The sequence below is a fragment of the Leclercia sp. 119287 genome (assembly GCF_009734485.1).
In the GTDB taxonomy this organism is placed as follows: domain Bacteria; phylum Pseudomonadota; class Gammaproteobacteria; order Enterobacterales; family Enterobacteriaceae; genus Enterobacter; species Enterobacter adecarboxylatus_C.
The window spans coordinates 3,665,927-3,691,551 of sequence record NZ_CP046445.1; the positions used below are offsets into that span (position 1 = coordinate 3,665,927).

A 25,625-nucleotide genomic window follows, 5' to 3' on the forward strand; every position below is an offset into this window, starting at 1 on the left:
ATTAGCCGAACGCCGCCAGGGCGTCTTCAAGTTGCTTGAGATTGTCAGGGTTGATTTCTTCGGTAGCGCCCGGCGTACCTTCAGGGATGGCAGCAGCGCCTGGCTTGCTGCCGGATAAGGCTTTAAGAAGTTTTCGACGCTCAGAGCGCGGCGTATCGGTTTTGGCAAGTAACGCATCAAGTTTGCGCAGCGCCGCCCCCGGGCTGTCGTCGTCGTCAGCAATTTCATCAGCGGAGAGGAGACTGTCAGCAAAGCCCTTTTCCACCGCTTCACTGCCGCCGATATAGGTTTCACCGTCCATCATCTTGTCGACGGTAGCGACATCGAGACCGCTACGCGCCTGGTAGATATCACTCATCGCTTTATCAAACGGCTCCATATCCGCGGCGATCTGCGCCAGGTCGTGACGGTTACCCATCGCATATACCCAGCAGTTGTGGATCATCAGGAACGCACCGCGGCCGATCTGCACATCGTCACCAGCCATCGCGATAACCGACGCAGCAGACGCTGCCAGGCCGAGAACCTTAACGGTGACTCTGCCTTCGTACTCGCGCAGCAGGTTGTAAATCGCCAGGCCTTCGAACATGTCGCCGCCCGGGCTGTTGATGTTAACCGTCACGTCAGCGCCGCCGAGCGAGCGCAGCGCGCCAGCTATGCGGCTGGCCGTCACCCCCTCCCCCCAGTAATCAGCGCCGATCACGTCGAAGATAGAAATGCTGTTGTCACCATCCCGGGCGGCGCGGATACCTCCGTTCCAGCGCTCCATTGCCGCAGCCGGCAGATCAGGTTTTTCGCGCGCAAAAGGTCGCCCCTCCGGCGCAGCCGGAAGGCTCTTAATCGTCATGGGTGCTCCTAAGCCGCTTTTTTCAGCGGTGACTGTTCGAAGGGAATATCGGGGAATACGTGGTTATGGACCTGCCGCAGCGCGAATGCCTGTGCGGCCTGGCTGTTCTGCTTAAGGTCCTCGAGCGGCGTCAGGTTGAGCTGCACAGTGTAAATATCGCCCCCCTCGATAGGTGGCATATTCTCCAGTCGGCGCACGTCATTGCGGGACATCCAGCCGTTCTGCAGCGCACTGGTGTAGTACGCCGCCCGGCCAGCGCTGTCGGCGCGCAACAGCCCTTCTACTGAGAACTCTGCAAAGAGGTCCTCTTCACCATTAAGCAGACAGCGGGAGATCTCCTGCTCAATATTCACCAGCAGCGGGCGCAGCGTATGCGTCAGGAACTGGAGGTTCATTCCCTCGAGGCTCGACGCCCAGCTGCTTTGTTTTGACGTATGCCCGACCATAAACGGCGGCACGCGAAACCAGCGGCAGATCTCCTCAATACTGAAAGATCGCGACTCAAGCATCTGCGCCGCCTCGGGGTTCATCGTGACGTTCTGGTATTTCAGTCCGCCCTCAAGCACCATAATTTTCCCGGCGTTTTTGGATCCAGTAAACGCCTGCATATACTGCCGAAGGCGTTCTCTCTGATCCTTATCAAGTGCTGCGTCAGCAGAGAGAAAACCTGAACTTTGTAGGCCGTTCTCGAAAATCTTGGCTGCGGACTCTTCGACTGCCATCGCCGCGCCGATCACGTCACGCCCTGTCATCATCGGCATCATGCCGCAGACACCATCGAGACCGAACCCGCGAATATGCATCAGGTTCTTTTCCTGGATAACGCGTTTTTTGCTGTCTTCAGTGTAAGCGTACTCAAGCCGGCCAGTGTCTAGCCGCTTCACTACCATGTTCTGGGGTAGCAGCGGCACCAGCGATACCAGCTTGCTGCCGATAAAGAGCTTTTCGACGAAGGCGTTACCACGTAAACAGATGCTTGCCACCACCATAAGCATGAATCGGGATGGTGTCATTTCGAGGTTGGGGCGACGGCACAGCACCTGGTAAACAGGATGATCCTGCGCCAGCTTGCGCGAGCCGTCAGCCTGCCGGGTGTAGATCTTGACTGGCAATGTAGAAACCGACTCGCTCAGGAGCCGGACGCAGGACCAGACCGCCGAAAGCCGTATCGCTTTATCCGCGGTAACCACCTTGCCACTGCTGCTCGTGCCGTACCACTCCTGCCAGAACGTCCCGGTAGTCAGGCTGATGGGCACGCCAAGCCAGTTGAGCAAGGCGCTTTTCACCTTGCCTGGCTGCTTATTTTTATTCATCAGAAACCTACCATGATGGGGTTTTCAAAGAAGCCGTTAAGATCCTGCCGCGTGTCCGGCAGCATGGCCCGGCCGATATCCATGATCAGGGCGGTGGCCCCGTCGATTTTATTCTCGCTGTGCTCCTTAATTGGTCGCACAACGTCATCGTTACCAGGCAAGTGCTTGCCCACAACGTTAGAAATACACCACGTCAGTATGGGGTGTCCGTCATGGTGGAAGCGCCCGGCCTCTATCGCCGCCTCAAGCTCCTTCATCGGATCTGACATATTGGTGTAGTTCTGGACGATGGTTATTGGGCTGAGACCCTCATCGGCCAGATGGTGTGACAGGTTTGTGGCGCCGTGGGGGTCAATGGCCGATTCCTCTACCGGGTTCTGCCGGTTGGCCGCCTTCGCTTCCTCCAGGATGACACGGTAGTCGATCTCTGCACCTTCGGTTACCTCCAGATGGCCGGAGTTCACCCATTTCTGGAAGCGTTCAGCAGTACGCTGATGATCTGTGTCGGTGCTGTATACCGTGTCATAGGGCACCCAGAACTTGGGCGCTATGCAGTAATAGTGCCGCTTGCCATCGATATCGCGAGTAAAGATCCGTACCATGCTGTTCATGTCGAGCTTTCGCGCCAGGTCGAACGCAAGATAACAAGGCTGCCCCTCAAACTGCTCGAGCGTCAGCGTCTCATCCTCGCAGTTGCGCCAGCTGACCAGATTGAAGTAAGCCGCCCGGGCTGATACCCAGATATTGAGATGCTTGGTTTTGAAAACGTTGGCCTGCCGGGCGTTGTTCATAGCCCGCTTCTGCTGGCTCAGCAAGAAATCGCTGTAGACCGACACCCCCATGTTAGGGTTTGCCTTGCGCATGACAGCCGGGTCTGTCCAGTCGTCGCCCTCATCGACGGTGTAAATCACACCGAAGAGCTCATCGTTAGGCACCGTGCCGTTCAGCATTTCGATAACTTCCCGGCGCTTGTCATAGCATGGCCCCTCGATGTTATAGCCTGCGGTGGTGATGGCCCACATCAGCGGCTGACGCCGGGCGCCCATACCTGTCAGCATGGTGGTGTAGAGCGCGTCGGTATCGTGCTCGTGGTATTCGTCCACAATGGCGCAGCTCGGGGATGCACCGTCGCCAGGGTTGCCGATCAGGGGTTCAAGACGGGCGCCGTCTTCTGGGCGGTTCATGTTGGAGGCATTGACCTCCACGCCAAAGGCATCACATAACGCCGGAGTACGCTTACACATCAGGCGCGCCGGTCGGAACACCTCCCAGGCCTGCTTTTCCGTCGTAGCGCCGGAGTAAACCTCCGCGCCAAACTCGTCGTCACAGGTGAAGCAGAACAGCGCCACCCCGGCGGAGATTGCTGACTTACCATTCTTGCGGGGGATCTCGGTATAGACCTCGCGGAAGCGCCGCAGCTTCGTACCCTTGCGCACCCAGCCGAACGCTGAGCAGACAATAAACAGCTGCCAGGGCTCCAGAGTAATCGGCATGCGTTTGAAGGCCCATTCACCTTTGGTATGCGGCAGAAGCTGAATGAACTTAGCCGCCTTTTCCGCCAGGTCTTTATCGAACCGGTAGAGAAACTTTTTCGTTTTCTCTTTCGCCAGGTCATCAAGGTGCCGCTGGCACGCATCGATGACGTAGCGGCACGCCACAGTTTTTCCCCGGACGATGTCGCGGGCATACTGATTTGCGGCGTTCACGTTGGGGTAGGCTTTGCGTGTCATAGATTTTTAAAGGGGTTGTCCGACTGTTTTTTATTCCCACCAATCAGGCGCTGCCTGCTGCTGGGGTCCAGCCCAAGCATGCCTCCGAAGGAGGCCATCTGCCGCATTGCTTCATTCAGCACGGTCAGCGCCGGGTTTTTGATCACCCCGCCCATTGCGCCGGTTACGGTGATTCCATTTTTAGCAACGTCCACCTGCGCAGCGCGGGCGTTGGCATAGGCCACACAAAACATTTCGAGGTTGTGTAAATCCGTGGCGCACAAAACCTCCTGCGCACACAGCTCTTTTGAGACCATTCTCCACATTGTTGCAGCGGATTCGCTGAGCCACTCGGGCGGGTCAACGCCTGTTATGGGTGTGAAGGAAGGTTCTTCTTTATTGAGGGCGCGCTTACCCGGATTACCTGCCAGCAACTTCCGGGCGGTCGGCTTGGCGCGGCGTCCGGATCGGCCCGTCGCTCCAGCCATAGACGCTCCAGTTAAATTTTATATTTCGCGGGTGTAAAAATCTGACTGAGGCGGCGGTCCTTAGCAGGCAGGGGTCTGAACTTTTGACCCGCCCTCCCCCGGTAGTGAGAATTGATATCATTCACATCAGAATGATTGCATTTGAAACCATTTTTCATTTCATCAGTCGAGATGGAAGTCATCACTGAGGTTGCGGCGCCGCGCGCTGCTGGCATTGTGCGGGCAGGCGCTGGAGTTATGGCCTGACTGACCGCAGTAACCGCAGCGCAGGTTCGCACGGCGGGCTGATCCTCCCCATGTCTTTGGGCAATTCGCTACGGTGTGCAGCGTCGAGCCGCAGTAGGTGCAGCGTGTATAGCTCATCGGGTTCTCTCCGTTGCGGTCTTGCGCTTATGACATGGCCAGCACAACGCTTGCAGGTTGCTGTCGTCGTCAGTGCCGCCGTGAGCTTTGGGTTTGATATGGTCAACTGTTGATGCAGGAACGGGCTTCCCATTCCTCAAACACTCCTGACACAGATGTCGATCTCTCGTCAGGATGCGGGCTCTGATAATGTTCCACTTACTGCCGTAGCCACGCTGATGGCGGCTCAGTCCTCGCTGGTGCTGCTGCCACCCTTCGTTACGGTGCGCATCGCAGTAGCCGGAACGGTCTGTGGTAGTGCCGGAGCACCCGCGTTTACGGCAGGCGCGCGGGATAGCTGCTGGCATATTGTTGGCTCCAATAAAAAGCCCCGCGTGAGCGAGGCTGTAATTTATCCCCTATAGGGCCTATCCCCAATTTATCCGCTAAAGCCATTACGATGGGTCTACCCATGGTGATGGCAATAAAAAACCGCCCGGATGAAGTGAACCCCATATATTGGACACGTTCTTAACTGGCGGCTGACATGGCCTGGGTTCGGTATTGTACCGGACTCAGGCCGTTTAGTTTTAGCTTGATTCGTTCGTTGTTGTAGTAGTGGATATACTCTTCCACCGTTTTTCGTAGATGGTCTGTATTTTCAAACTCTTCGTGGTACCAACATTCTGTTTTCAGCAGACCAAAAAAATTTTCTATCACTGCATTGTCCAGACAGTTCCCTTTGCGCGACATGCTTTGTTCTATGCCTTTAGCTTTAAGTTTCTCCTGATACCGTGCCATCTGATACTGCCAACCCTGATCAGAGTGCAGTACCGGTCTGTCACCCGGTTTCAGCCTCTTGACGGCTTTGCTGAGCATGTTTTCGACCAGATTCATTCCCGGATGCGTCGTCATATTCCAGGCTATTATCTCGCTGTTATACAGATCAAGCACTGGTGACAGATACAGCTTTGTCCCTTTTACGTTGAACTCTGTCACATCCGTGACCCATTTCTGGTTTGGACTGCTGGCCTTAAAATCACGTGCAAGGGTATTTGGCGCTACTTTACCGTAGGTGCCTTTGTATGACTGATACTTTTTGCTTCTCAGGCATGAGGCCAGCCCCATCTTGCGCATCAGTTTCCGTACTGTTTTATGATTAATGCCATAGCCTTCATTACGCAACGCCAGGGTAATGCGCCGGTAACCATATCGTCCTTTATGATAGTGGAACAGTGCGGCTATTCTTTGCTGTTCGCCCTCATAGCGCTCTCCACGGCTATCTGCTTTGACATGCCAGTAGTACGTGCTGCGAGGTAATCCTGCTATATGAAGCAGCATTCTCAGGTTATGGTTTCGCCTCAATTCGGTAATTATTTTTGCTTTGTCTTCTGCTTTTCCCGAATCAAGGCCTGAAGCTTTTTTAGGTAGGCATTCTCAACACGCAGGTATTCAAGTTCTTCCTCAGCGTTCTGGAACGCTGGACGGGGATTATTAAGTTCTTTATCTGAAGTTTCGTTCTTCCCTGACTTCATCTGGCGTCCTCTGGGTTTATCCTGTAGGGCAATGATACCGCCAGTACGGTAAAGACGCTCCCATTTGCTGACAGTACAAGCGGCTGCAATACGAAACTCCGCCGCAGCTTTCCGGGATGATTTGTTGTGTTGCTGCATCCAGAGCACGACAGACTCTTTAAACTCGGCAGAGTAAGCCCTGGTAGGAATGGTAAAACTGTCCATCCCATTCACTTTCCAGTGCTCAGTCCAGCGTCTGACCGCTCCGTGATCAACGCCGAACAACCGCGCTGTTTTCTTTGCACCATCACTGCTGAACAGATAGTGGAGTACGACTTGCTGCTTGAATTCAGGTGAGTATTTTTTTCTGCCCATTGAAACGCAAAACCCCTAATCGTTGGATGTCCAACTTTCGGGGTTCACTTCACGGAGGCGGTTTTGTTTTTTCAATAGGATAGTAGAGATGAGTAGTTAGTTTTCTTGTCGCACAAAACCGAATAGCAAGGCAACAAGGGGAATCAAGGCCCATGTCACGTTAGGAAACCAGAACTGTATGAATGATCCTATAGTTATGAGCAAGTAGGCCGATCCCATTTTTTTTCCATACCAAGATATGGACATGATCACCTCACTTATACACGCCCTCGACCCGAGCCTTAGATATGTAGGCTAGGTTTGTGTTCGCACCATTTCTCATGCTTTGAAGGCGAGGTTTAATTTTCACAAACCCTTCTAGAACCGCAATCACCGCTCCTGCAGTTACTGTCTCAAGAACGTGGGGAGAGCTAAATGCACCCAATATTGTCGCGATTCCAGCTCGAATATCTGATAAATCAAATTCTGGTGATATATCAAGATCAAATTTTATAGGACTTCGCCACCCTTCAACATTTAATTTTTCTAAGTCAGAAATCGCTTGCTTCAACTTTGTGAAAGTCTTTGCGGCCTGAAGAGTAGGATCACCTGAATTGATTATCTCGAAGTACAACTCATCACAATATGAGTGCAACGCTTGCAGTTCATCTTTTCTTCGATGTTTAAATTCTAATATTTCATGTATAGCAACATTGGGGCCAGGGACAGGCAATAAATTTTCAAGCTCTAATCTCACAGTTTCTTTAGAAACAGATTGATCGGCGAACAGTAAAGAGTTATCTCCTGTTTGATGGATACTCCATGCAGTGCTCTTATCAACTTTCCGCAAATGATCAGTAACTTGAGCTTGGGTTGATAAATGAATTCTTGGGAAGTTCTCAACTGACATTACCGAGCCAACATCTACCAACGGCCTAGTAAGTAAGCCGACCTCCTCAAAAACATCTTCATTTGGCAGCTGCATACCAAAGAAGATATTTTTAGGTATGGTTATTTTATCCCAATACAAGGCAAAATAATTAAGTTGCAATGCCGAAAGTGCATCACCTGTTATAAACCCTTGATCACGCTGATGGACCTCAAAGGGTAAAGCAACAACACCTCTCTCCATGACTACCTCAGAATTATCCCATCTAAGGAGTCGAAATTATCATTACAATTTTTTTCAGACAATAACATTCATACAGCATGTAGCCACTTTGTGATAGCTCTGGTATTTCCACCCTCGATGCTTGATGCCAAGCTATTGTTAGCCCAGATCATTCATTTCACAGCGTTGTACCAAGCCTGCCAGCGGTACTTATCGAGGCGCAACTGGCGCAGACATTCAGCAGTTTCGATATCAGCCTGCAGATCTTCATCGCTATTGGTGCCAGCGTTACTTCCCCTGCACGGCTCCTGCATCAAATCCGCCGATGGAGTTGGCAGCGTCGATTGCACGCTGGCGCAGCTGCACAGCAGCATCGTCAAACTGGCACACAGTACGATCCGGAGACTGAACATATTTCACCACGTCGCGTGTAATGGTCCGGTAAATCACTTTGCTTTCGGCAGTGGCCGCAGCGGCTTTCTCTTCTACCGGCTGAATAATCTTCTCGGCTTTATCCTTCTTCTTCGCCGCCAACACGTTGATATGGTCAGCGTGCGCGCTCCAGCCAGAACGCCAGGCGATCGCACCAGAGATAGAGATGGCGACCACCAGCACCATTAGAACGTAACGCAGCTTCATGAAAGGGCCGCCTGCGCCCGGCTGTAACGCACCTTGCGGTCAGCCAGACCATTCTGCCCACCGTTGATGAGCTGCGTGACCCGCACAATATCGCCGGAGTAAAGCAGGCAGCCGCGTAACGCATAGAACCAGGCCGCCGACCGGGCAGCGTGTCGTTCCTGCACCAGCAGCTCAGGAGTGCTCACCAGATCTAACTTCAACGCCGCACCGCATTTGGTGTAGTTCTCCCGCCCGGTGATCTGCAGCAGGCCACGGCCACGATACTTCCAGCCATCGCCGGGGCTGTTATTGCCCATGCGATCGCTATATACCAGGTTGGCGATCTGCGGCTGGTGGGCAGTCTGCTTGCCGTCCACCCGCCCCAGCATTTCACACTGATACGGCGTGAGGCGCTTACCGAAGGTTTTCTTAAGACCATCGACCGAGTAATTGAAGCTCTCCACCAGCGACGTAAAGCCTGCCGATTCGTGGCCCAGCTGCGCGATGAACATGGCTTGATCATTAACTGCGGTGATGCCGAACTCTTTCATTGCCGCGTCGATATGCGGATACCAGCGCGCGGCAAGTCCGGCGCTTATACCAGCCGCCTTTTGAAACTGTGATTGGTTCATTAGTGCCTCAGATGATCGACCAGACGCGCAACATTGCCTCTGACGGCAACCAGCACGGAAAGGAAAGTGATGTTGGCCCCAATGGTGGCCCACGATGAATGAGGATAAATGCCGCAAAGGTAGGCCAGTGGCACGGCGCTGTACGTGACAGTAATCAGCCATGCCAGGCGAGAAACCCACGGGCGATGCCGTGAATCACCCCGGCGGTAAAACATCAGAGTCAGCACTACACCGGCGCAGATTAACGCGTTGATAGTTGCTGTCGGGTCATTTAGAACCACCTGAACCTCCCCGGCGCGTTATCAGCGCCACCAGCGAGCCGACATCCTGGTTGTTCAGGAACGTCAGGATTTTGACGGCTAATGCAGAAACAATAACGGCGCCAATAGCGTCCAGAGGTTTATCACTGTATCCAGTCCAGTTGGCCAGCTTCGAACCAACCAAGCCGGAGCAGAGAATGCCGGCGATATAAGACACTACGAAATATGCCAGTCGGCGGGGTGCGCCCAGGTCTGCCGCCGTTGCGATATAAAAGACAGCTCCTGCAAATGAACCAAAAACCACGCCGTAATCTGTCCCGGTCAGTAGTCCATAGACACTGGCACCTGTAAGAGCACCACCAGCTAACCCGGTGCCGGAAATCGGATCGGACATTGAGCCCCCTCTTAGTGCCGTGAGTCCTCTCAGAAATGAGGGGAAATAAAAAGGCCACCATATGGCAGCCAGTATTGAATTGACGCCGGGATGCTTAGCCACGCCCGGCGCGTGGTTACCTTCACTTTCCACGGTCAAAGGAATGCCGTAGACTGCTGTTTCCACAGTCAAAATAAGGAAATATGAATGGCTCTATTAACTAAGTGTCCAAAAGCGAACTGCAACTCAACTTCTTTTGAGTTGGCCACCCAAACGAAAGTTAGAGGTGCGAATCACAATATATTCTTTATCCAGTGCTCTTTTTGTGGTGCTGCCATATCAGCTATTGACGCTCGCCATGACCATATAATTACCGAGATGGCAAAAAAACTAGGCATCCGATAAGTTGAGGTGAGCATTTGACTCGATTAGATGGAGGAGCGCACTGACTATTGCTTCTCCATCTTCCTCATTGAGATTCGTCGTCCCGCCTCAGAAAATGGTTCGGACATAAAGCCCCTTCTTATTGCAGTGAGTCCTCTCAATATGACGGGAATAAAAAAGCCACCCTGTTAGGTGGCTAGTTGGTGAACAACAACTCATCAGCAGTTACCCCATAAAGCAAAAACCCGCCAGAAGGCGGGTTTCAAAAAGCACCAGCTAGGTTCATGCTGCCTTGCGACGACGCGGCTTACCCTGCTGTTCTTTACCCGAAACGGTAGCATGGGTAAACGCATTAGGCGCAGCCTTCATCAGTACTTCAACAGCAGCACCCATACCTGCGAATGCTTTCATAGTGTCGAATTTAACTTCTGGCTTGGTTGCTTTTTGAACTTTCATGAGTACCTCGGAGACTATGGTTGTTGTCTCTAACTTTCAATTTAAGAGTAGTAGTGTCTGCTACTCATTACCAATCGGGTATGCCAATCAGTATTATCAATTTCACACTGTCATTAGTAATTGACAATCCCGCATTACCTATGCGGTAAGGGTGACACATCGTACAACCTGTTACGGGATCCCGTCTAGCTTAATTGTGCGAATTTATTGAACACACCCTCAATATCAGAAAGTTGTGCTTCCATAACATATCCACACGGCAACATACGAAACCCGAAACTTTCATAAAAATCATGTAGGTCAGGCACTGGCTCAACTATGTGTACTGTTGGGCACTCGACCGCCATACAAAACAGATATGCGCTCATTAAAGTGATAAGAACCATACGGCCTTTTAGCGGGTGATCCACATCATCTTTTACAAAGCTCTCTATCATATGGATACTAAAAACATATTCTTCAACCCCAAAGACACACAACGCAGCACCAGAAGGTACCCCTTCCATAACGTCCTGATTAAGCAGCTTTATGCAAAATTCATATCGCTCAGGGGAGTTGCCGTGGGTGGAAAGAGCATAGTCCCACTCTAATTCACCAAACCCACCAGACAAAACTTTATAATCGTCATCGCTTATAGGGCCTACAGCTAGAGGCAGTCCGAAATTATCAAGGACAAGCTGAATATTGTTTCGGACAGACTGGCCAATCTCTTCAATTGTAAGCATCTATGCCTCAAAGCAAAGGAATAAAGCGGCTATTTTAACCTTAAAAGGTGACGTGTGGGCACAACGAGATTCAAAAAATGTGTCATTTAATAGCTTGGAACAGGGCATCACCACAGAAAGGATTGTTAAACGGAAAAACCCGCTCAGTGGCGGGTTTTTTAACTCTGAACATACAACGCCCATCGTTAACGTCAAATTTACACAAAAACGGCAACATTGCAAGTAACGTGACGCCAAAATATGAAATTTAGAGCAAACTTTGCATTCTTGTTACTTTTTTAAGTTCCGCATCTGCGTTGCTCTCTTCCTGGAAGCATTTTGTCACCAGGCTTTCATAAAAAGGCTTCCAGCTGTATCGCCAGGTGCGATCAGGAAGACTGTCCAGCTCGGCCAGAACGCCACGATACGCCACCGATGATTTCGGCCTGCTGTATCCTCGCCCCTCACAGCGTTTGCACTCCTTATATACTGGAGCGCCCTGCAACTCAGTTTGCTTTCGGTCGAGGGTTTGACCAGATCCGCCACACTGGCAGCGCTTACTGATCTGGCCGGTTCCGTTGCACTTGTCGCACAGCTGGTCTTCCACATCCTTTACCTCGCGGAAGACTTCAAAATCAGATGGAGACTGGCCCAGATCCTTGGCAAATTGAGGCAGGCGCATCGTGTAATGGCTTTTGGTGATCACGCTGGTTCTGGTAATAAAGCCCTTGCCCCGGCATTTCTGGCAATCGGTACTGTCAGCAGCTGATGAGGCGTAATCCTTGAATGCGAATCTGGCGAGGATCCGCATGCAGAGAGGAAACTTTTTACCAGCTGCTTTACGCACGGCCATTGGTGCATGCTGTTTGGCGAACTCCGTCAGCCAGGAGATGGCCGCTTCCTTATCCTGCGGGCTGATACCTGCCTTTCCCAGATACATGGCAAGCCCGATCCCGGCGTCGGCCTGGGTCATGCCCAGCGCCGCCATGATGTCGGTTACCGTTAACTGATCGCCCGCGGTTGCGCGCACGCTATCAGAGATGTGCATCCCTTTCGGTGCAAAAAACTTTAAAACTCCGTCCAGATTCATAGCGTTCTCCACTCCGTCTACGCCAGTGCGCCGATGGCCAGCGCCCGGTCTAATGTTTTCAACAGCAGCTCCGGCTGCGTGCCGTGCTTCGCTTCAAATGCCACAGCGTCAGCGTGCAATTCGTCGTGATGCGCCCTGCACAGCGGTATCACGAACAAATCATGCGCTTTGGTGCCCATACCACCCATGCCGTGGCCGATCAGGTGGTGGGGGTCGTCTGCCGGGTTCTGGCAACATGCGCACTGCTGCGCCTTTACCCAGCGGGTGTATTTCTCGTTTTGCCAGCGTCGGCGCTTTGGCCTCAGCATGAAAGATTCGGGCGTCTCCGGATCTACATGCAGCGCCAGCACCTTTTTAACGGCCTCCTCTACGATGCTGGTGGGCGGTACCGACGGAACAATGTCAGCCTCACGCATCACCGACTGCATTTTCTCGGCCGGGATACGCAGGACCTTACGCGCCACCGTCTCAGGTATGACATGCGCCAGGTTGTTAAGCGTCAGCCACCAGCACAGTTCTGGCAGGGTCACCGCGTGCGAATCATCGAAACCCAGCCCCACGCGAACAACCGACAATATCCAGGCTACCAGGTTCTCCCGCGCAATACCCGCCAGTTCGTTAGTAAATTGCTCCCGCACACGTACATCGCAGGCCCAGCACAGCCGCAGCACGCCGGGCGCATGCCGCATGGTGACCATTTCGTGGTGGTGGTAGTCGGTGTGCCGGTACTGGCAGCCGGTTTCCCGCAACAGCCAGCCTTCGAGACATGACAGGCCACCGGACCGCCTAATCACATCGGCATGTTCGAATACAGGTACCATCGCGGGGTCCTCCGCCAGCGGCTGACGCGCCGCCGGGATCTCCCCGGTTGGAAGCCCCGCCAGGCGCTCCGGCTCGTTCTCTAAAAGAATGCGACCGCGATGGAAATGCGGCATAAGCTCAGGACCAGGCCGGAACGCCACGATCCCGAACTCTTTTATGACGACAGGGGTTAGTAACGCTCTCACAGATACCTCAATGTACGGTTTCGAGCAGGCGCAACAGCTCCTGAAATTTTGACTCGAAGAAATGCGGCTGCGTTTCGCGTGGGTTTGCCGGGCTGGTGATGTTTTTGCCGTACATACAGCCTTTCGCAGTCATCGCCCAGAAGCGCTTGATTCCGTTAGCGCCTGACCTGCTGCGGCGTTCTTTCTGCTCAACGATCCCCAGCTTAGCCAGCTGCTGATATGCCACCGTGGCCGACATACGGATGCCGTTAGCTTTGAGCAGCGCGCTCAGCGATTGCGTAGGGCGGCTGGAGCCATCAGGCGCACCGGCTGGGGCATCAATGGCGTACTGCGGGGCAAGGTTTGGCAGGCCAGCAGCATCCTGCAGCTTCTGGCATGCGCCGAGAACAGAAGAATTGGAGAGGTTAAGGGAGCGCTGCATAAAATCGAGGAGGATGACGCCTGCCTGCATTTTATCTGCCGCCTGGCTCTGAAGAGTGGCGGGCTGATTTACAACTGCATCAAACGTCCGAATCACCCTCAGGCTGAACTGCGGGCTGATCCACATCGCGTAGGAGTAGACCAGCTCTTTACAGACGTAGCTGCCCTGCTCTTTGCCGCCGCGGATAACGCTGACCGGGTCCGGCGTTTCCGAGTTGCTAATTTGCAACTCGCTTATTAGTTGTTCAGTTTGCTCATTGCGAAGCCAGAATGCTGGCTTGTGCTTATCCTGAGCGCCAGCAGCACGATGAAGATCGTTAAGGCAATAACGCCCAAAAATATCACGGCGTACGGAAACGCCATCAATCACGAGTAATTGACTCATTTTGTTCTCCACTGATTGTATTGCGAGGGGCCTGCACGCCCGCTTCGCTTGCACTTTTTGACATTACTGCCAGATCGACTTTCTTTCAACCCACAGCTGGACATTTATCCACCTCCTGCCTGTAGGGTGTGATCGTAATATCGACCCTGCCACCTTTCAGCACCGGTCCCCACTCCACCAGCATTCGCTTAATCTGGCTGTCGTCCTCCCAGATGCCCGCGTGGGTCAGCGCGTCGAACAGCGCCTTGTTGTAGTTATCGATATCGCGGCGCCGCACGTCTGGTGGGCAGAGGAGGATCTCTACTGCAGCAGGTGATGTGGATGGCTTAGGCAGTCGGCGAAGCTGCTCAATGATCGCCGCGCATGCCTCGCTCTGGTAAGCACGACCTTTGGCGCTGATGAGGTGGCGACCGGCCAGCGGCCCCTTATTCGGGGCGCGCCAGTAGGTGTTTACGCTTGGTGGGAACGGCAGCACCAGTTTCATTTACCCTCCGTAACCGGCTGCGGTGGCTGACTGTTGATTTTTATGCCGCGATGCGCGCCTGGGACTATCGTTATTGCCTCTTTGCGCTGCAACGCACGCAACTGCAGGGCGGCCGCATTCGGCGACACCACGCCCATCAGGCGGGACAGCTCTGAGATAGTCGGCGGATAACCGTGCTCGCTCTGGTATTTCACCAGCAGATCGAAAACCTCCTTCTGGCGCACCGTTAATTCTTTATTGACCACTGCTACCCCCTACAGAACCGCAACGATATCGCTGACGGTTTCGCGTGTACTGGATTTACTGGATATCGCGCGCCGGGCGCGGACGTAGTTGAGTTCAAAGCCGTGCTGCTGGTACAGCTCGATGCTGCGTGGCGCTGATGAGTTGCTGATCACCACCCGGGCACCTCTCTGATGGGCGGCAACACAACATTCCGCCAGGGTGATCTGGTCTTCCCAGCTAAAACCGCCTGGCGCATAGTTGGTGAACCCGCTGGTACCCGGCAGTGGCTCATACGGTGGATCGCAGTAAACGATATCGCCGTCGCCAGCCAGAGAAAGCGTGCGGCGGAACCCGGCATTCATGAACACGCAGTTGCTCGCCAGCGCAGTGAACGCCTCGATCTCTTTTTCAGGGAAATATGGATTGGGGTATTTGCCCCAGCCAACGTTGAACTTTCCGGCGAGGTTGTAGCGGATCAGCCCGTTGAAGCAATGCCGGTTCAGGTACAGGAAAGCGGCGGCGCGTTCCGGCCCGGGCAGCAGCTGCCCGTTAAAATCATCGGCGACGTCGGTATACCCTGCGGCGCTGTTCCTTGTGCTGAACAACTGGCGGGCGTGACGAATTACGACATCCGGTACCACGGCCAGCATCTGGTATAGATGGATCAGGTCCGCGTTGACGTCCGCAAGCAGGAAAGAGTCGTGCTTACGGGAGTTGATGAACACAGAACCACCACCAACAAACGGCTCAATCAGGCGCTGCCCGGCAGGGATCAGGCGGTCGATATCCGGCAACTGGTGGTATTTTCCACCAGCCCACTTGAGGAACGGGCGCTGCCAGGTTCGCGGTGACGGTGATTCGGCTGGCAGTGTGGCTGCAATACCGTCACAAACAGATCCGTATCTCATCCGTTCACCACCCGGAAGCCTTTGGCTCCCTGCGAATAATCGGTACCGACATAGCTGGACTTAAAAAGCGGATCCTCTTTGATGCCAGAACTTGCTGGAGTCATCCAGTCGTCTTCGTAGTGCCTGTCAGGGCCGAAGAAGGTTTTGGCCTGTTTCACGAACTCGGTCCCGGTCTTGCCTGTTTGAGCAACAAACCCGGCATAGCGCTTAACGCCCTCCAGCATGACGAGAGGTGAAACGCCTTCGCGAACACGGGCATCCCATGCTTTCAACGCAGCGCTTTTCGAGTTACCACCTGCCCGCTTCGGATATAACGCCCAGGCCAGATCAAATAAGTTTTCATTGACTGGTTCATTGACTGGTTCATTGACTGGTTCAGAGAACTGACTGGTTCCGGGTGCAGCTCCTGCACCACTAACCGGTGCAGCAGATTCACCACCTGGTGCAGGAGATTCACCACCCGGTGCAGGACGTGCGCCAGATGGTGCAGCATTTGCACCACTGGGAAGGTTGAGTTTATAAACGTTGGTACGGTTCAGACCTGTGGCCGCCTTGCGGACTTCAACCGATACCAGACCATCCTCAACCAGCTGTTTGATATGGTTTTGCACAGAGCGTTCCGATATCTCGCATTGCTCTGCGATATAGGGAACGGAGGGCCAGCATTCGCCCTGATCACTGGCGTTATCGGCTAGTTTGATCAGCACGAGCTTGCGCAGCGGGTTACCCACTTTTGCTTTCATGGCTCTGACCATTAATTCCATGCTCATCTGGACCTACCTCAATTTCCCTGAAATCGCGCTTGAAGACCTGGAGTGGACTTGAGCATTCGTGTGGGTAGCCAGAACGCAGGTAGATAACGCGCTGCGCTTCTGGTTCCCAGCGGATGACGCGAACGGGGATCCCCCGGCGGTCTTTAAACCAGCGGTCGAGTTCGCGCATAAGGCCTTTGCCCTCCGGTAGTACACACCCACAATTGCAGTGGCGCGGCTGTGGTTACATGCCACCCAGCGGTTTGCTACTCTGCGTTCATACCGAAACAGAGGAAGGCCCGGCACCGGGATCATCCGAAGTTGCGGTAAGCGGTTCTTTACCGTTAAACTGTTCATGCGTTAGTTTCTCCACGATTACGACACGCCACGACGCCCGGAGCTGCACACTCGCGGGCGTCACTCTTTTCTGGTGCACAAAACACACAGAAAAGTAGCGTTAAATGTTCCTGCCATTTCGCCATCACCTGATAGCTGTTCTCTTCGATTTGAGCGCGTTCCGCGTCGTCAATAACACCATCAGCTGTTGCTTTACGCAGATACTGTGAGTGCTTGCCGATCCACTCCACTGACTCCATGAGACGCTGATTGATGTCCCCGTTCTCCACCTCTTCAACATCAGCCAGCGGCACGAAGACGCCGTTTGAATGCCGTGCGATAGCGTCAGCAATGTAAGTAGATCCACCAGCGCGTTGCAGAACCATGGCCCAACCCAGCGGGAAGATCTGATCACCATCTGTACGAAGGCGGTTAAACAACGCGTTTTCAGTTACACCCAACCACTCAGCTGCTTCGGCATATCCGCCAGGCAGTTCAGTAATCGTTTTTTTGATAGCACCCACCAGCCAGGCTGGTTGCTTATCAACTTTCCATTCAGGTTCTATACCCACGGCTTACCCCTTTTTTCTGTGGTTAATATCAAGCTGCTGAATCTGTAGACTTTTGATAAAGGCTTGCGTCGTACTTGAGTTTTCCCTTCGTAATTCGCTCAATAACAAACGCCTGCTTTTGAGGAATTACATCTCCCCATCGACAAACTGCCGGGTGGGAGATCCCGAGAACACTTGCGGTTTTTGAAACACCGCCAAAGTGGTCAATGACATCTGATTTACGCATGGCTCCTCCTGATGAATTCACGCCTTAAAGGTAACAAAAGGTACATCAAATAGCAAACAACAGTTACGAGGATTCTATGTAACATTGGTTACATGAAAACAGAGATGAAAGACCGAATCAGATCCCGACGAGTCCAACTCGACATAACACAGCAGACTCTTGCTAAAAGGCTTGGGGTTAGCCGTGTGTCTGTGACCAAATGGGAGAATGGCACAACAAAGCCTGACGGTGAAAACCTCCACCAGCTGGCCATGGCACTGCAAACTAGCCCCGAATGGATACTCTATGGTAAAGGTGAGGAAAAGACTGATGACACCAAAGTTATCCCTTTCCTAAAACCACCTACAGCAGTCCCTATAATCTCTGCTGTACAGGCGGGGATGTGGACTGATACTTACGCATGTTCAAGGCTTACTGACGTGATTACATGGACGCAAACTACGGCAAATGTTTCTGATGAAGTATTCGGTTTGGTAGTCCGTGGGGAGTCGATGACCAATCCCCATGGCTTACCTTCTATCCCTGAAGGATCCATCGTTATTGTTGAGCCTCATTATGGTCAACTAGATGATTTGTACGGAAAGATAGTAGTGGCTCTCCTGGATGGTTCTGCGGAAGCGACAGTAAAGAAACTGGTATGGGATAGCCCTTTCGCATACCTGATGCCACTGAATCCAGCATTCAAACCCATCCCGATAGACGGTAATTGCCGAATCGTTGGGAAAGTCGTCCAGATCACCCAAAACCTCTAAGTTGCTAATTCTCAATGCCGGATAACTAACCGGCATTTTTTATGCCCCTCATGGTAACAAAAAGTACATTCCTCACTTGACCGCTAAAGTAACTAAAGGTACATTTAATTCGTACAACGGTTCTCATTGTTACACATAACGTGGTGATCAAAGCCCGACATGAGTAATGCGCAGGGGTAACAGTCAGAACGCGGACTGGAGGGAAACGGCGTTACAGCGGCATGCAAGGGCCGCCACCACAACCTAAGACCTGTAATAGCTGCATTGCTGTCTTTGGCGGCATCTTTCTCTACCCGTGAGGATGCCGCATTTTTTTACGCAACACACGAGAGCATCACCGGGTGACGGGCTCATAACCCAATCCACCCGGGCGGCTTCCTAACCGCAGGTGCTCTCCTGTGTTGTGTGGAGAAACTAACTGGCGGTGGCAGCCGCCTTCAGAGGGTAAGCCGATGAGTAATGAACGTTTGACCGATGTGCCCGAGTTTATGGGCGAACTGGATGGAGGCGTGTTCCAGAACAAGATCGCCGTAGCGCTGAGTGAAGTCGCATTCGGCGTGCTGAACAACGGCCAGAAGGGGAAAGTGACTTTGACTTTTGAGCTGGACCGCATGAGCAATTCTGTCGAAGAGAAGCGCGTGATGATCAAGCACAAGCTGGCTTATGTGCGCCCTACCCCTCGCGGTAAATCCTCAGAAGAGGACAGCACCGAAACGCCGATGTACGTCAACCGCGGCGGCAAGCTGACCATCCTGCAGGAAGACCAGGGGCAGCTGTTCAGCCTCAAAGGCGATCCGGATGCGAAGCTGCGCTCGCAGCAGTAACCTACCATTCACCCACGTTAAGGAAACACCATGTCCCACTCTTTAGACGGTACCGCGATCGAAAAAATTAGCGATCTGACACTCTCCCGCTACATGGAAGAGAAGCTTGAAAGTGTGGATTGCCCTGCAGCTGTCGTTCCGCAGGGTGTCCGCATTGAGAGCCTGGAATCGCTTTGCATGGAGCGCTACCGCTTCCGCGGCAAGATGGCCACCGCCAGCATTGAAGACTTTACGCGCTATTCGACTGGGTACGCTGATGAAGGTAGCCGTTGCTTTATCAACGCCGACGATATGCGCGCCGCAGCGGTCTTCAACCTCGGCACAATCGAAAGCCCAGGGCATGCAGACAACACCGCGCAGCTGGCGCTGAAAAAGACCGCCCCATTTGCCTCTCTGCTGTCTGTCAATGGCGATCGTCACTCACAGAAAGAGCTGGCCGAGTGGCTGGAAGACTGGGCCGAAAACCTGATCGGCTTTGATGCCGACGGCGAGGCCATTGACGCCAAAAAATCAGCAGCTGCGATCCGCAAAATCACTATCGAGTCCATTCAGAAAGCGGACTACGAGGATCAGGACTTCAGCGGTAAGCGTTCTCTGATGGAAAGCGTTGAAGCTCGCACACAGGACATCATGCCGGTGGCGTTCGAGTTTCGCTGCGTGCCGTTCGAAGGCCTGGCTGAGCGTCCATTCAAACTGCGGCTGAGCATCATCGGCGGCGATCGCCCTACTCTGGTGCTGCGTATTGTCCAGCTGGAAGCCCAACAGGAAGATATGGCCACCGAGTTCCGTGATCTGCTGGTCGAGAAGTTCAAAGGCAGCCAGGTGGAAACCTTTATCGGTTCTTTCAGCGCTTAATTACGTTGCCTTAAATGCCCCGAATCAGGGGCATTTAGTGAAGCGAAATTAAATTAACGATCGCCAGCAGGCGAGGGATTCGCTCAACCAAAAATCAGGCGCGGTGCAGCGCGTATTAATGGAGAACACGTAATGTCATATATTCAGACACTGTCCGGGAAGCATATTAACTACCTCGATATTCATCACGAAGATATCGTGATCGAGGATATCGCCACGGCTCTTTCCCACATCTGCCGCTTTGCCGGCCACCTGCCGGAGTTCTACAGCGTTGCGCAGCATTCGGTGCTGGTGAGCCAGCTGGTTCCCGCAGAGTTCGCGCTCGAAGCGCTGCTGCATGATGCAGCTGAAGCCTACGTCCAGGATATTCCCGCACCGCTGAAGCGTATTCTGCCTGATTACCGGCGCGTCGAAGCGTATGTGGATGGCGTGATCCGCGAGAAGTTCGGACTGCCGGCCCACCAGCACCCAACCGTTAAATATGCCGACCTGGTCATGCTCGGTACAGAACGCCGCGACCTGGACATCGACGACGGCACGGTGTGGCCCGTCCTCGTCGGTATCCCGCCAACCGACCTGTTTACCGTCATTCCGCTCCGCCCGGTGCAGGCCTACGGTCTGTTCATGGCCCGGTTCAACGAACTGATGGGGATCCGCAAATGCGCCTGACCACAAGACAGTTAGTGGCAGAAGCCCACCGAGCAGCCCGGTCACTACCACCGGAGTCAGCGAAGCTGGTCACCGAACTGGCTACGCGGCTGGATGTAACCCGAGCCGCACTATGCGAATCACTGTGCGAGCGCGATCGGCTCGTGGCAGAGGCACGCCCTGGCGCGCCAGAGGTTGTTTCAACACTTCACCACGGAGCGGCACAATGAGCACCAGTATCAACCATCCCGTAATCCGGTACCACGGCGGTAAATTCCGCCTGGCATCCTGGATCATCCCCCAGATGCCTGAGCACGTCTGCTACGTTGAACCGTTCGGCGGTGCAGCTGGCGTGCTGCTACAGAAGCCCCGCAGCTACGCGGAAGTGTATAACGACCTGGACGGCGAAGTGGTAAACCTGTTCCGCGTGCTGCGCGACGCCGAAATGAACCAGCGCCTGCAGGATGCATGCATGCTCACGCCGTATTCTCGCGATGAATTTTGCGCGGCGCGGGAAGCAACCGATGAACCGATTGAGCGAGCCAGGCGCATGGTTGTACGCGCCAGCATGGGCTTCGGTTCAGCAGCAGGAATCGGTGGTAATTCCGGCTTCCGTAGCGACAGTAAGAGGAAATATGCGACGGCTGCCCATCTGTGGGAGCGTTATCCGGAAAATCTGGCAGCAGTATGCCAGCGCCTCCAGGGGGTCATTATCGAAAACAAAGATGCCCTGACAGTAATGCGCGCCCATGACGCCGAAACCACCCTGCATTACATCGACCCAGCTTATGTACCGGAAACCCGCGTGCAGGGTAATCGTTATTACAGCCACGAAATGACTGTAGAAGAGCATGAGCAATTGCTCGCAGTTGCCAGAACGATGACAGGTATGGTCATGATCAGCGGCTACGACTCGGATGTATACAACGACATGCTGGCCGGTTGGCAGAAAATGGAAAAGTCATCGCGCATTAGCGCCGGTAGAGGTACGAAAATCCGCACTGAATGCATGTGGCTAAACCCTGCCGCGCAGCAGAAACAGGAGTCCGCAGCATGACCGAATTCACCAAAGAGCAGTTAACGCAGATCATCGATAGCGCAGAAGAAGTGATCACGGCGCTGGCCGATGAAAACCCAGACCTGTCCAAAGAAAACACAGACGGGATGATCCGCGCGTGGGATTACCTGAATGATGACGTGGCAACTCCGGAGGTGGTGCGTGATATGGCCCGTCTGCTTCTGGATGGTATTGAGCAGGAGCCAGTGGCTGATGTAGTCGCCTGGTCATCACCGACCGAGGAAAGGACCTGTGATATCCGCTGGCGTCGTCATGATGTCGAGCCGGGACCACTCTACGCCGTCCCGTATCCCGCACCAGTAGCGCCGATCAAAATGACCATTGAAACGCTGCCAGAAGAAATTAAACACTTACCGATCGTCACGGCGCTCATTTGGATGGAGGGCTGGAACGCCAGCTGCGCCGCAGCGCCCCAAGGTAAAGCTAAAAACGCTAAGTCGCCCACCACCATCCAGCCCTTGCGGGCATTGGATTTATTGCCAAAAGATTTCGAGTCGACCAGCGGCATGTCGAATGGGTTGGTGGCTGTGCCGGTTGAGCCGACAGAGAACATGATCATCGCCGGCTTCGAGGCAGAGCTACGCGAAGAGTTACGTGACCCAGAAGCATGGAAAACATTCGAGGCTATGAGCGGCTGCGAGCAGGCGGCGCACCGGGCTAAATTGTGCTGGGCTGCGATGATTGCAGCAGCACCGCAGCAGGAGGCAGACAATGGCTGATGCGTTCCCCAAAATGATTCAGCGCATTGAAGGCGAACAGGGTAAAACTATTACCACCGAAGTGGAGCTTGTCTCTTATGTCAAAGAGCGCAGCACCGGAACGTCAGAATCCCGTTACTACGTTAAGCACAGCAATCAGCTGACGGTGCTGGAGCAGGGCATGTCGATAAACCGTGACGGTTACGGTAATTATGATGCCTGTATCGTAATCAGTGACTTCCCTCCCCAGAAGTCGCCAGAAGAAGCCGCGTTGAAACTGGCCGACTGGCTTAAGCGGCTGGGCGAGTCCATAGAGGCGAACTTTAAAAAGCCAGATATGGAGGATCCGCAGCTAAAAAAGTAAACCGATGTGGTAGCTGTTGTGACTGGGCCCGCAATGGTTGCGGGACCTGTATTTTTAAAGAGTGGCCGGGTGCAGCCGGTAAAGTGGAGGAATTATGCTGAACCTCGATTGTGTCCCTATCTCAACTTATTGCAGTGAAACAGGCGAGACTCTCGAAGCCATCAATAAACGCGTGCAGCGTGGTGTGTGGCGGGAGGGAGTTCAAGTGCTGAAGGTGGAAGGCGTTAAGGAGAGATGGATTGATCTAAGTGAGGTAGCTAAATGGGCAAGACAGAGTCGCCTAAACTCCCGCGCGGCGTGACCATCAGGAAGCACAGCCAGGGTGAAACCATCAATATCACGTTCACTTATAGAGGGGTGAAATGCAGAGAGCCCCTTTCTAATTTGGAAGTGAGCCCCAAAAACTTGAAATACGCCGAGCGTACCCTCGGCGAAATCCATAATCAAATCGAGCGTGGAACATTCGTTTATGCAGAATATTTCCCGCGATCTGCACGGTTAAAATTATTTGGCAATGCGGCCGCTGGAAAGACAATAAAAATGTACCTGGACGAATACATCCACATCTGTGAAACGCGAAAACTTTCGCCGTCTACTATTGGCGGTTATAAAAAATGTCGTAGCGCTCTGGCAGCCCTTCATTCACTGCCTGCAAGCGAGCTGACGCCGGCTGCGATGAAAGCATGGATCCAGAGCCGCACCACTACGCTAAAGACAATTCGCAACCAACTTTCTTTCCTGCGCTCAGCGCTTGACGAGGCTGTAACAGATGGCGTGCTCCAACTCAACCCGGTATCTCTGGTAACGGCATCCCGGTATCAAAGCGACAAATCGACTGCTGACAGCGACTATATTGTCGATCCGCTTTCACCAGCAGAAGTAGATGCCCTCCTCTCCTCTGCCGGTAATAAGCAGTGGGAAAACCTGTTTATGTTCGCTATCCAGACGGGTTTGCGCAGTTCCGAATTATGCGCGCTGCGCTGGCGCGATATCGACTTCATCGGGAAGACTGCGCACGTTCAGAACGCGAGTGTAGTTGGCGTTATTAAGGGGACGAAAACAAAGGCAGGAACACGCAAAGTAGAACTTAACGATGTGGCGATGGCAGTGCTGGCGAATCAGAAAACTTTCACCTTCATGAAAGACGCAACGATATTCGAGGATCCGAAAACGAATAAGCCGTGGGCCAGCGCAGACGCGATCCGCAAAAAAGCTTGGGTCCCAACTTTACGTAAGGCGGGGATTAGGTACCGCAACCCTTACCAGACCCGGCATACATTTGCGACGCGCCACATCAGCCAGGGCGCCAACCTTTTCTGGCTCGCCGGACAGATGGGCCACAAGGGGCCGGAGATGCTCTTCAGGCATTACGGATCTTATTTGAAAGAGTACGACGGAAACACTGAGCGAAGACCACTACTAGCCAGTGGCGGGACACGAAAGGAGCCGTAAAGGAGCCGCGCGGATTTTTATGGGAAATTAATTCATATTTATTAGTGGATTAAAAACTTTCGGACACGGGTTCAACTCCCGCCAGCTCCACCAAAATTCTTTGTAGATGGTCACCAGAGCCTGATACGAAGTCCTGAAAGCCCGCACGGCGCAAGCCTGCGGGCTTTTTTGTTGTCCACCAGAACCTCAACCAACCTGCTCAGAAAAATACCGCTCGCAAAAAAGCTCTAATACCGGCAAAAGCGCTGCCAGCAAACATCCCCCCAGCACGCTTAAGGCGGCCATTTTCAGTGCGGCAGCCAGCGTCCAGTGCGCGCTCAAAAAGCCGATCATGATGCTGCCAGCGCCAATTCCTGCATTGATAAACGCGCCAAAGACGGACAGAGCACTTCCGCGGTAGCTTCCGGCAATGTGGCTGACCCGAATGCCCAACATCGGATAGATAAATGACATCGCCAGACCAATCGCCACCGCGCCTGTCCACAGGCCTGCATTACTCTGGCTATAGGCCAGCAGCAATAATCCGGCGGCCTCGAGGGCAAACACCACCATAATGGCCACGCTTCCCGAGAAACGGTGGGTAAGATTTCCGAACAACACCCGGGCCGCGACCATGGTGATACCAAATACCAGCACCAGAGAGGCCCCGGCGCTTAAATGACGTGATACGCCAATCTCCAGGCCAAAGGAGACGATCCCGGCATAGCCAATCCCAGAAAGTAGCAGCGCTAATCCAGGGACAATGCTTGCCAGCAAGACCCTGTTTGTAGCTCTTTGCCAGTTACGTTCGCACGGCCCAACAGGTACCGTCGCAAGCTTAGGGATAATCAGCAGTGCCAGCAGCGGAAAGAGTGCGGCAATAAACAATGTCTGCTGCGCTCCCCACGCATGGCAAATTAATGTCGCCAGCGGCGCGCTTAAGGCCAGCACGGCATAGTTTATAGTCCCTACCGAACCAATTGCCTTCCCCATCTGCGACTGCATGGCCGGGAGCTCAACCATCCACGCAGTTGCCACCGCCATCATTGCCCCTGTCCCCACGCCCAGAAGAATGCGTCCGAAGAGCATGCCGTTGACGGAATCAGACCAGGCGCAGACCAGTGAACTGGCAGACAATAAAAGCGCGGCAGCGATAAGGCCAGAGCGATAGCCAAACCGGCGCATTGCGATCCCGGTAAATATTCGCGCCGGGATTGCGGTAAAAGCATAGATGCCCATCACCAGGCCCAGCATCTTTTCATCGGCATGGAACCCCTGCCTGACCATCACAGGAACGGGGATAACGGATAAACCCACGGCCAGATAACAGAGCGTGACCACCAGCCGCAAAAAATGATGCGAATGATGACCAATTACGCCCTCACCAGAGGACACTAACGAACGGGAGTTATTCATGGCGCGATCCCGGATGCTTGCTCGCTGGCAGAGACGAAATGTCAGAGGC

34 protein-coding genes are annotated in these 25,625 nt (G+C 53.5%); 9 read left to right on the forward strand and 25 right to left on the reverse strand.

The window, feature by feature from the left end; genetic code table 11:
- Position 1 precedes the first annotated feature (1 nt).
- The 24 genes from GNG27_RS17620 to GNG27_RS17730 all read right to left on the reverse strand — a co-directional run bounded on the left by GNG27_RS17620 (position 2) and on the right by GNG27_RS17730 (position 17,510).
- On the reverse strand, positions 2-847 hold the full coding sequence (locus GNG27_RS17620) for a head maturation protease, ClpP-related (RefSeq protein WP_156264401.1): 846 nt from the start codon (positions 845-847) through the stop codon (positions 2-4).
- Between the two features lie 8 nt (positions 848-855).
- Positions 856-2,160, reverse strand: a complete 1,305-nt coding sequence (locus GNG27_RS17625) for a phage portal protein (RefSeq protein ID WP_156264402.1) — start codon at positions 2,158-2,160, stop codon at positions 856-858.
- Entirely contained in the window at positions 2,160-3,890 is a 1,731-nt protein-coding gene (locus GNG27_RS17630) for a terminase large subunit (RefSeq protein WP_156264403.1), read from the reverse strand. The genes GNG27_RS17625 and GNG27_RS17630 overlap by 1 nt, the downstream gene beginning before the upstream one ends.
- A complete protein-coding gene (locus GNG27_RS17635) occupies positions 3,887-4,357 on the reverse strand; it encodes a phage terminase small subunit P27 family (protein ID WP_114386283.1) in 471 nt (156 codons plus the stop codon). The genes GNG27_RS17630 and GNG27_RS17635 overlap by 4 nt, the downstream gene beginning before the upstream one ends.
- Before the next feature lie 162 nt (positions 4,358-4,519).
- Complete coding sequence (locus tag GNG27_RS17640) at positions 4,520-4,720, reverse strand: hypothetical protein (RefSeq protein ID WP_032617619.1); 201 nt, start codon at positions 4,718-4,720, stop codon at positions 4,520-4,522.
- On the reverse strand, positions 4,717-5,067 hold the full coding sequence (locus tag GNG27_RS17645; protein WP_156264404.1) for an HNH endonuclease: 351 nt from the start codon (positions 5,065-5,067) through the stop codon (positions 4,717-4,719). Before GNG27_RS17645 ends, GNG27_RS17640 begins: the two co-directional genes overlap by 4 nt.
- 163 nt (positions 5,068-5,230) lie before the next feature.
- Positions 5,231-6,588, reverse strand: a protein-coding gene (locus GNG27_RS17650; RefSeq protein ID WP_105318584.1) for an IS3 family transposase whose coding sequence is annotated in 2 segments (ribosomal slippage) — positions 5,231-6,126 and positions 6,126-6,588 — 1,359 coding nt in all. Because the reading frame shifts where the segments join, the coding sequence is not laid out codon by codon here.
- Positions 6,589-6,841: 253 nt separating this feature from the next.
- Positions 6,842-7,699, reverse strand: coding sequence for a DUF6236 family protein (locus GNG27_RS17655; protein ID WP_156264405.1), 858 nt, complete (start codon positions 7,697-7,699; stop codon positions 6,842-6,844).
- A 267-nt stretch (positions 7,700-7,966) separates the two neighbouring features.
- Positions 7,967-8,317 (reverse strand): hypothetical protein, encoded by a 351-nt coding sequence (locus GNG27_RS17660; RefSeq protein ID WP_156264406.1) that lies wholly within the window; start codon positions 8,315-8,317, stop codon positions 7,967-7,969.
- Positions 8,314-8,928 carry a glycoside hydrolase family 19 protein gene (locus GNG27_RS17665; protein WP_156264407.1) on the reverse strand — a complete coding sequence of 205 codons (615 nt, stop codon included), beginning with the start codon at positions 8,926-8,928 and terminating at the stop codon, positions 8,314-8,316. Before GNG27_RS17665 ends, GNG27_RS17660 begins: the two co-directional genes overlap by 4 nt.
- The gene (locus GNG27_RS17670; protein ID WP_156264408.1) at positions 8,928-9,209 is read right to left on the reverse strand and encodes a phage holin family protein; all 282 of its coding nucleotides are present in this window, start codon (positions 9,207-9,209) and stop codon (positions 8,928-8,930) included. The genes GNG27_RS17665 and GNG27_RS17670 overlap by 1 nt, the downstream gene beginning before the upstream one ends.
- Positions 9,196-9,582, reverse strand: coding sequence for a phage holin family protein (locus tag GNG27_RS17675; RefSeq protein WP_156264409.1), 387 nt, complete (start codon positions 9,580-9,582; stop codon positions 9,196-9,198). Before GNG27_RS17675 ends, GNG27_RS17670 begins: the two co-directional genes overlap by 14 nt.
- A 645-nt stretch (positions 9,583-10,227) precedes the next feature.
- The gene (locus tag GNG27_RS23540; protein ID WP_197090538.1) at positions 10,228-10,401 is read right to left on the reverse strand and encodes a hypothetical protein; all 174 of its coding nucleotides are present in this window, start codon (positions 10,399-10,401) and stop codon (positions 10,228-10,230) included.
- Positions 10,402-10,586: 185 nt separating this feature from the next.
- The gene (locus tag GNG27_RS17680) at positions 10,587-11,126 is read right to left on the reverse strand and encodes a hypothetical protein (protein WP_156264410.1); all 540 of its coding nucleotides are present in this window, start codon (positions 11,124-11,126) and stop codon (positions 10,587-10,589) included.
- Positions 11,127-11,373: 247 nt separating this feature from the next.
- The gene (locus GNG27_RS17685) at positions 11,374-12,195 is read right to left on the reverse strand and encodes an antitermination protein (RefSeq protein ID WP_156264411.1); all 822 of its coding nucleotides are present in this window, start codon (positions 12,193-12,195) and stop codon (positions 11,374-11,376) included.
- Between the two features lie 17 nt (positions 12,196-12,212).
- Positions 12,213-13,202 (reverse strand): DUF968 domain-containing protein, encoded by a 990-nt coding sequence (locus GNG27_RS17690; protein ID WP_156264412.1) that lies wholly within the window; start codon positions 13,200-13,202, stop codon positions 12,213-12,215.
- Positions 13,203-13,209: 7 nt separating this feature from the next.
- Positions 13,210-14,007, reverse strand: a complete 798-nt coding sequence (locus tag GNG27_RS17695; RefSeq protein ID WP_156264413.1) for a KilA-N domain-containing protein — start codon at positions 14,005-14,007, stop codon at positions 13,210-13,212.
- Between the two features lie 85 nt (positions 14,008-14,092).
- On the reverse strand, positions 14,093-14,491 hold the full coding sequence (locus tag GNG27_RS17700) for a RusA family crossover junction endodeoxyribonuclease (RefSeq protein WP_156264414.1): 399 nt from the start codon (positions 14,489-14,491) through the stop codon (positions 14,093-14,095).
- Positions 14,488-14,736 (reverse strand): hypothetical protein, encoded by a 249-nt coding sequence (locus GNG27_RS17705; RefSeq protein WP_156264415.1) that lies wholly within the window; start codon positions 14,734-14,736, stop codon positions 14,488-14,490. The genes GNG27_RS17700 and GNG27_RS17705 overlap by 4 nt, the downstream gene beginning before the upstream one ends.
- Before the next feature lie 9 nt (positions 14,737-14,745).
- Positions 14,746-15,624, reverse strand: coding sequence for a Dam family site-specific DNA-(adenine-N6)-methyltransferase (locus GNG27_RS17710; RefSeq protein ID WP_156264416.1), 879 nt, complete (start codon positions 15,622-15,624; stop codon positions 14,746-14,748).
- A complete protein-coding gene (locus tag GNG27_RS17715; RefSeq protein WP_156264417.1) occupies positions 15,621-16,394 on the reverse strand; it encodes a helix-turn-helix domain-containing protein in 774 nt (257 codons plus the stop codon). The genes GNG27_RS17710 and GNG27_RS17715 overlap by 4 nt, the downstream gene beginning before the upstream one ends.
- Entirely contained in the window at positions 16,348-16,566 is a 219-nt protein-coding gene (locus GNG27_RS17720; protein ID WP_156264418.1) for a DUF4222 domain-containing protein, read from the reverse strand. The genes GNG27_RS17715 and GNG27_RS17720 overlap by 47 nt, the downstream gene beginning before the upstream one ends.
- Positions 16,567-16,729: 163 nt before the next feature.
- Positions 16,730-17,284, reverse strand: a complete 555-nt coding sequence (locus GNG27_RS17725; RefSeq protein WP_156264419.1) for a YmfL family putative regulatory protein — start codon at positions 17,282-17,284, stop codon at positions 16,730-16,732.
- A gap of 28 nt (positions 17,285-17,312) precedes the next feature.
- The gene (locus GNG27_RS17730) at positions 17,313-17,510 is read right to left on the reverse strand and encodes a Cro/CI family transcriptional regulator (RefSeq protein ID WP_155167032.1); all 198 of its coding nucleotides are present in this window, start codon (positions 17,508-17,510) and stop codon (positions 17,313-17,315) included.
- 92 nt (positions 17,511-17,602) lie between these two features.
- Between GNG27_RS17730 and GNG27_RS17735 the strand changes: the two genes are divergently transcribed.
- From GNG27_RS17735 to GNG27_RS17770, 9 genes are all read left to right on the forward strand, one after another.
- Positions 17,603-18,262, forward strand: a complete 660-nt coding sequence (locus GNG27_RS17735; RefSeq protein WP_197090539.1) for a LexA family transcriptional regulator — start codon at positions 17,603-17,605, stop codon at positions 18,260-18,262.
- A gap of 452 nt (positions 18,263-18,714) precedes the next feature.
- Positions 18,715-19,086 carry a hypothetical protein gene (locus GNG27_RS17740; RefSeq protein ID WP_114316997.1) on the forward strand — a complete coding sequence of 124 codons (372 nt, stop codon included), beginning with the start codon at positions 18,715-18,717 and terminating at the stop codon, positions 19,084-19,086.
- A 30-nt stretch (positions 19,087-19,116) separates the two neighbouring features.
- On the forward strand, positions 19,117-19,941 hold the full coding sequence (locus tag GNG27_RS17745; RefSeq protein ID WP_156264420.1) for a YfdQ family protein: 825 nt from the start codon (positions 19,117-19,119) through the stop codon (positions 19,939-19,941).
- Between the two features lie 132 nt (positions 19,942-20,073).
- A complete protein-coding gene (locus tag GNG27_RS17750; RefSeq protein WP_156264421.1) occupies positions 20,074-20,610 on the forward strand; it encodes an HD family hydrolase in 537 nt (178 codons plus the stop codon).
- A 205-nt stretch (positions 20,611-20,815) separates the two neighbouring features.
- The gene (locus tag GNG27_RS17755) at positions 20,816-21,646 is read left to right on the forward strand and encodes a DNA adenine methylase (protein ID WP_156264422.1); all 831 of its coding nucleotides are present in this window, start codon (positions 20,816-20,818) and stop codon (positions 21,644-21,646) included.
- Positions 21,643-22,386, forward strand: coding sequence for a hypothetical protein (locus tag GNG27_RS17760; protein WP_156264423.1), 744 nt, complete (start codon positions 21,643-21,645; stop codon positions 22,384-22,386). Before GNG27_RS17755 ends, GNG27_RS17760 begins: the two co-directional genes overlap by 4 nt.
- On the forward strand, positions 22,379-22,729 hold the full coding sequence (locus GNG27_RS17765) for a hypothetical protein (RefSeq protein WP_197090540.1): 351 nt from the start codon (positions 22,379-22,381) through the stop codon (positions 22,727-22,729). Before GNG27_RS17760 ends, GNG27_RS17765 begins: the two co-directional genes overlap by 8 nt.
- Positions 22,730-22,823: 94 nt before the next feature.
- A complete protein-coding gene (locus tag GNG27_RS23780; RefSeq protein WP_231600409.1) occupies positions 22,824-23,030 on the forward strand; it encodes an excisionase in 207 nt (68 codons plus the stop codon).
- A complete protein-coding gene (locus tag GNG27_RS17770; protein WP_156264424.1) occupies positions 22,991-24,181 on the forward strand; it encodes a site-specific integrase in 1,191 nt (396 codons plus the stop codon). The genes GNG27_RS23780 and GNG27_RS17770 overlap by 40 nt, the downstream gene beginning before the upstream one ends.
- Before the next feature lie 186 nt (positions 24,182-24,367).
- Here GNG27_RS17770 and GNG27_RS17775 read toward each other — a convergent pair whose 3' ends face one another.
- The gene (locus GNG27_RS17775; protein WP_156264425.1) at positions 24,368-25,576 is read right to left on the reverse strand and encodes an MFS transporter; all 1,209 of its coding nucleotides are present in this window, start codon (positions 25,574-25,576) and stop codon (positions 24,368-24,370) included.
- Between the last annotated feature and the right edge of the window lie 49 nt (positions 25,577-25,625).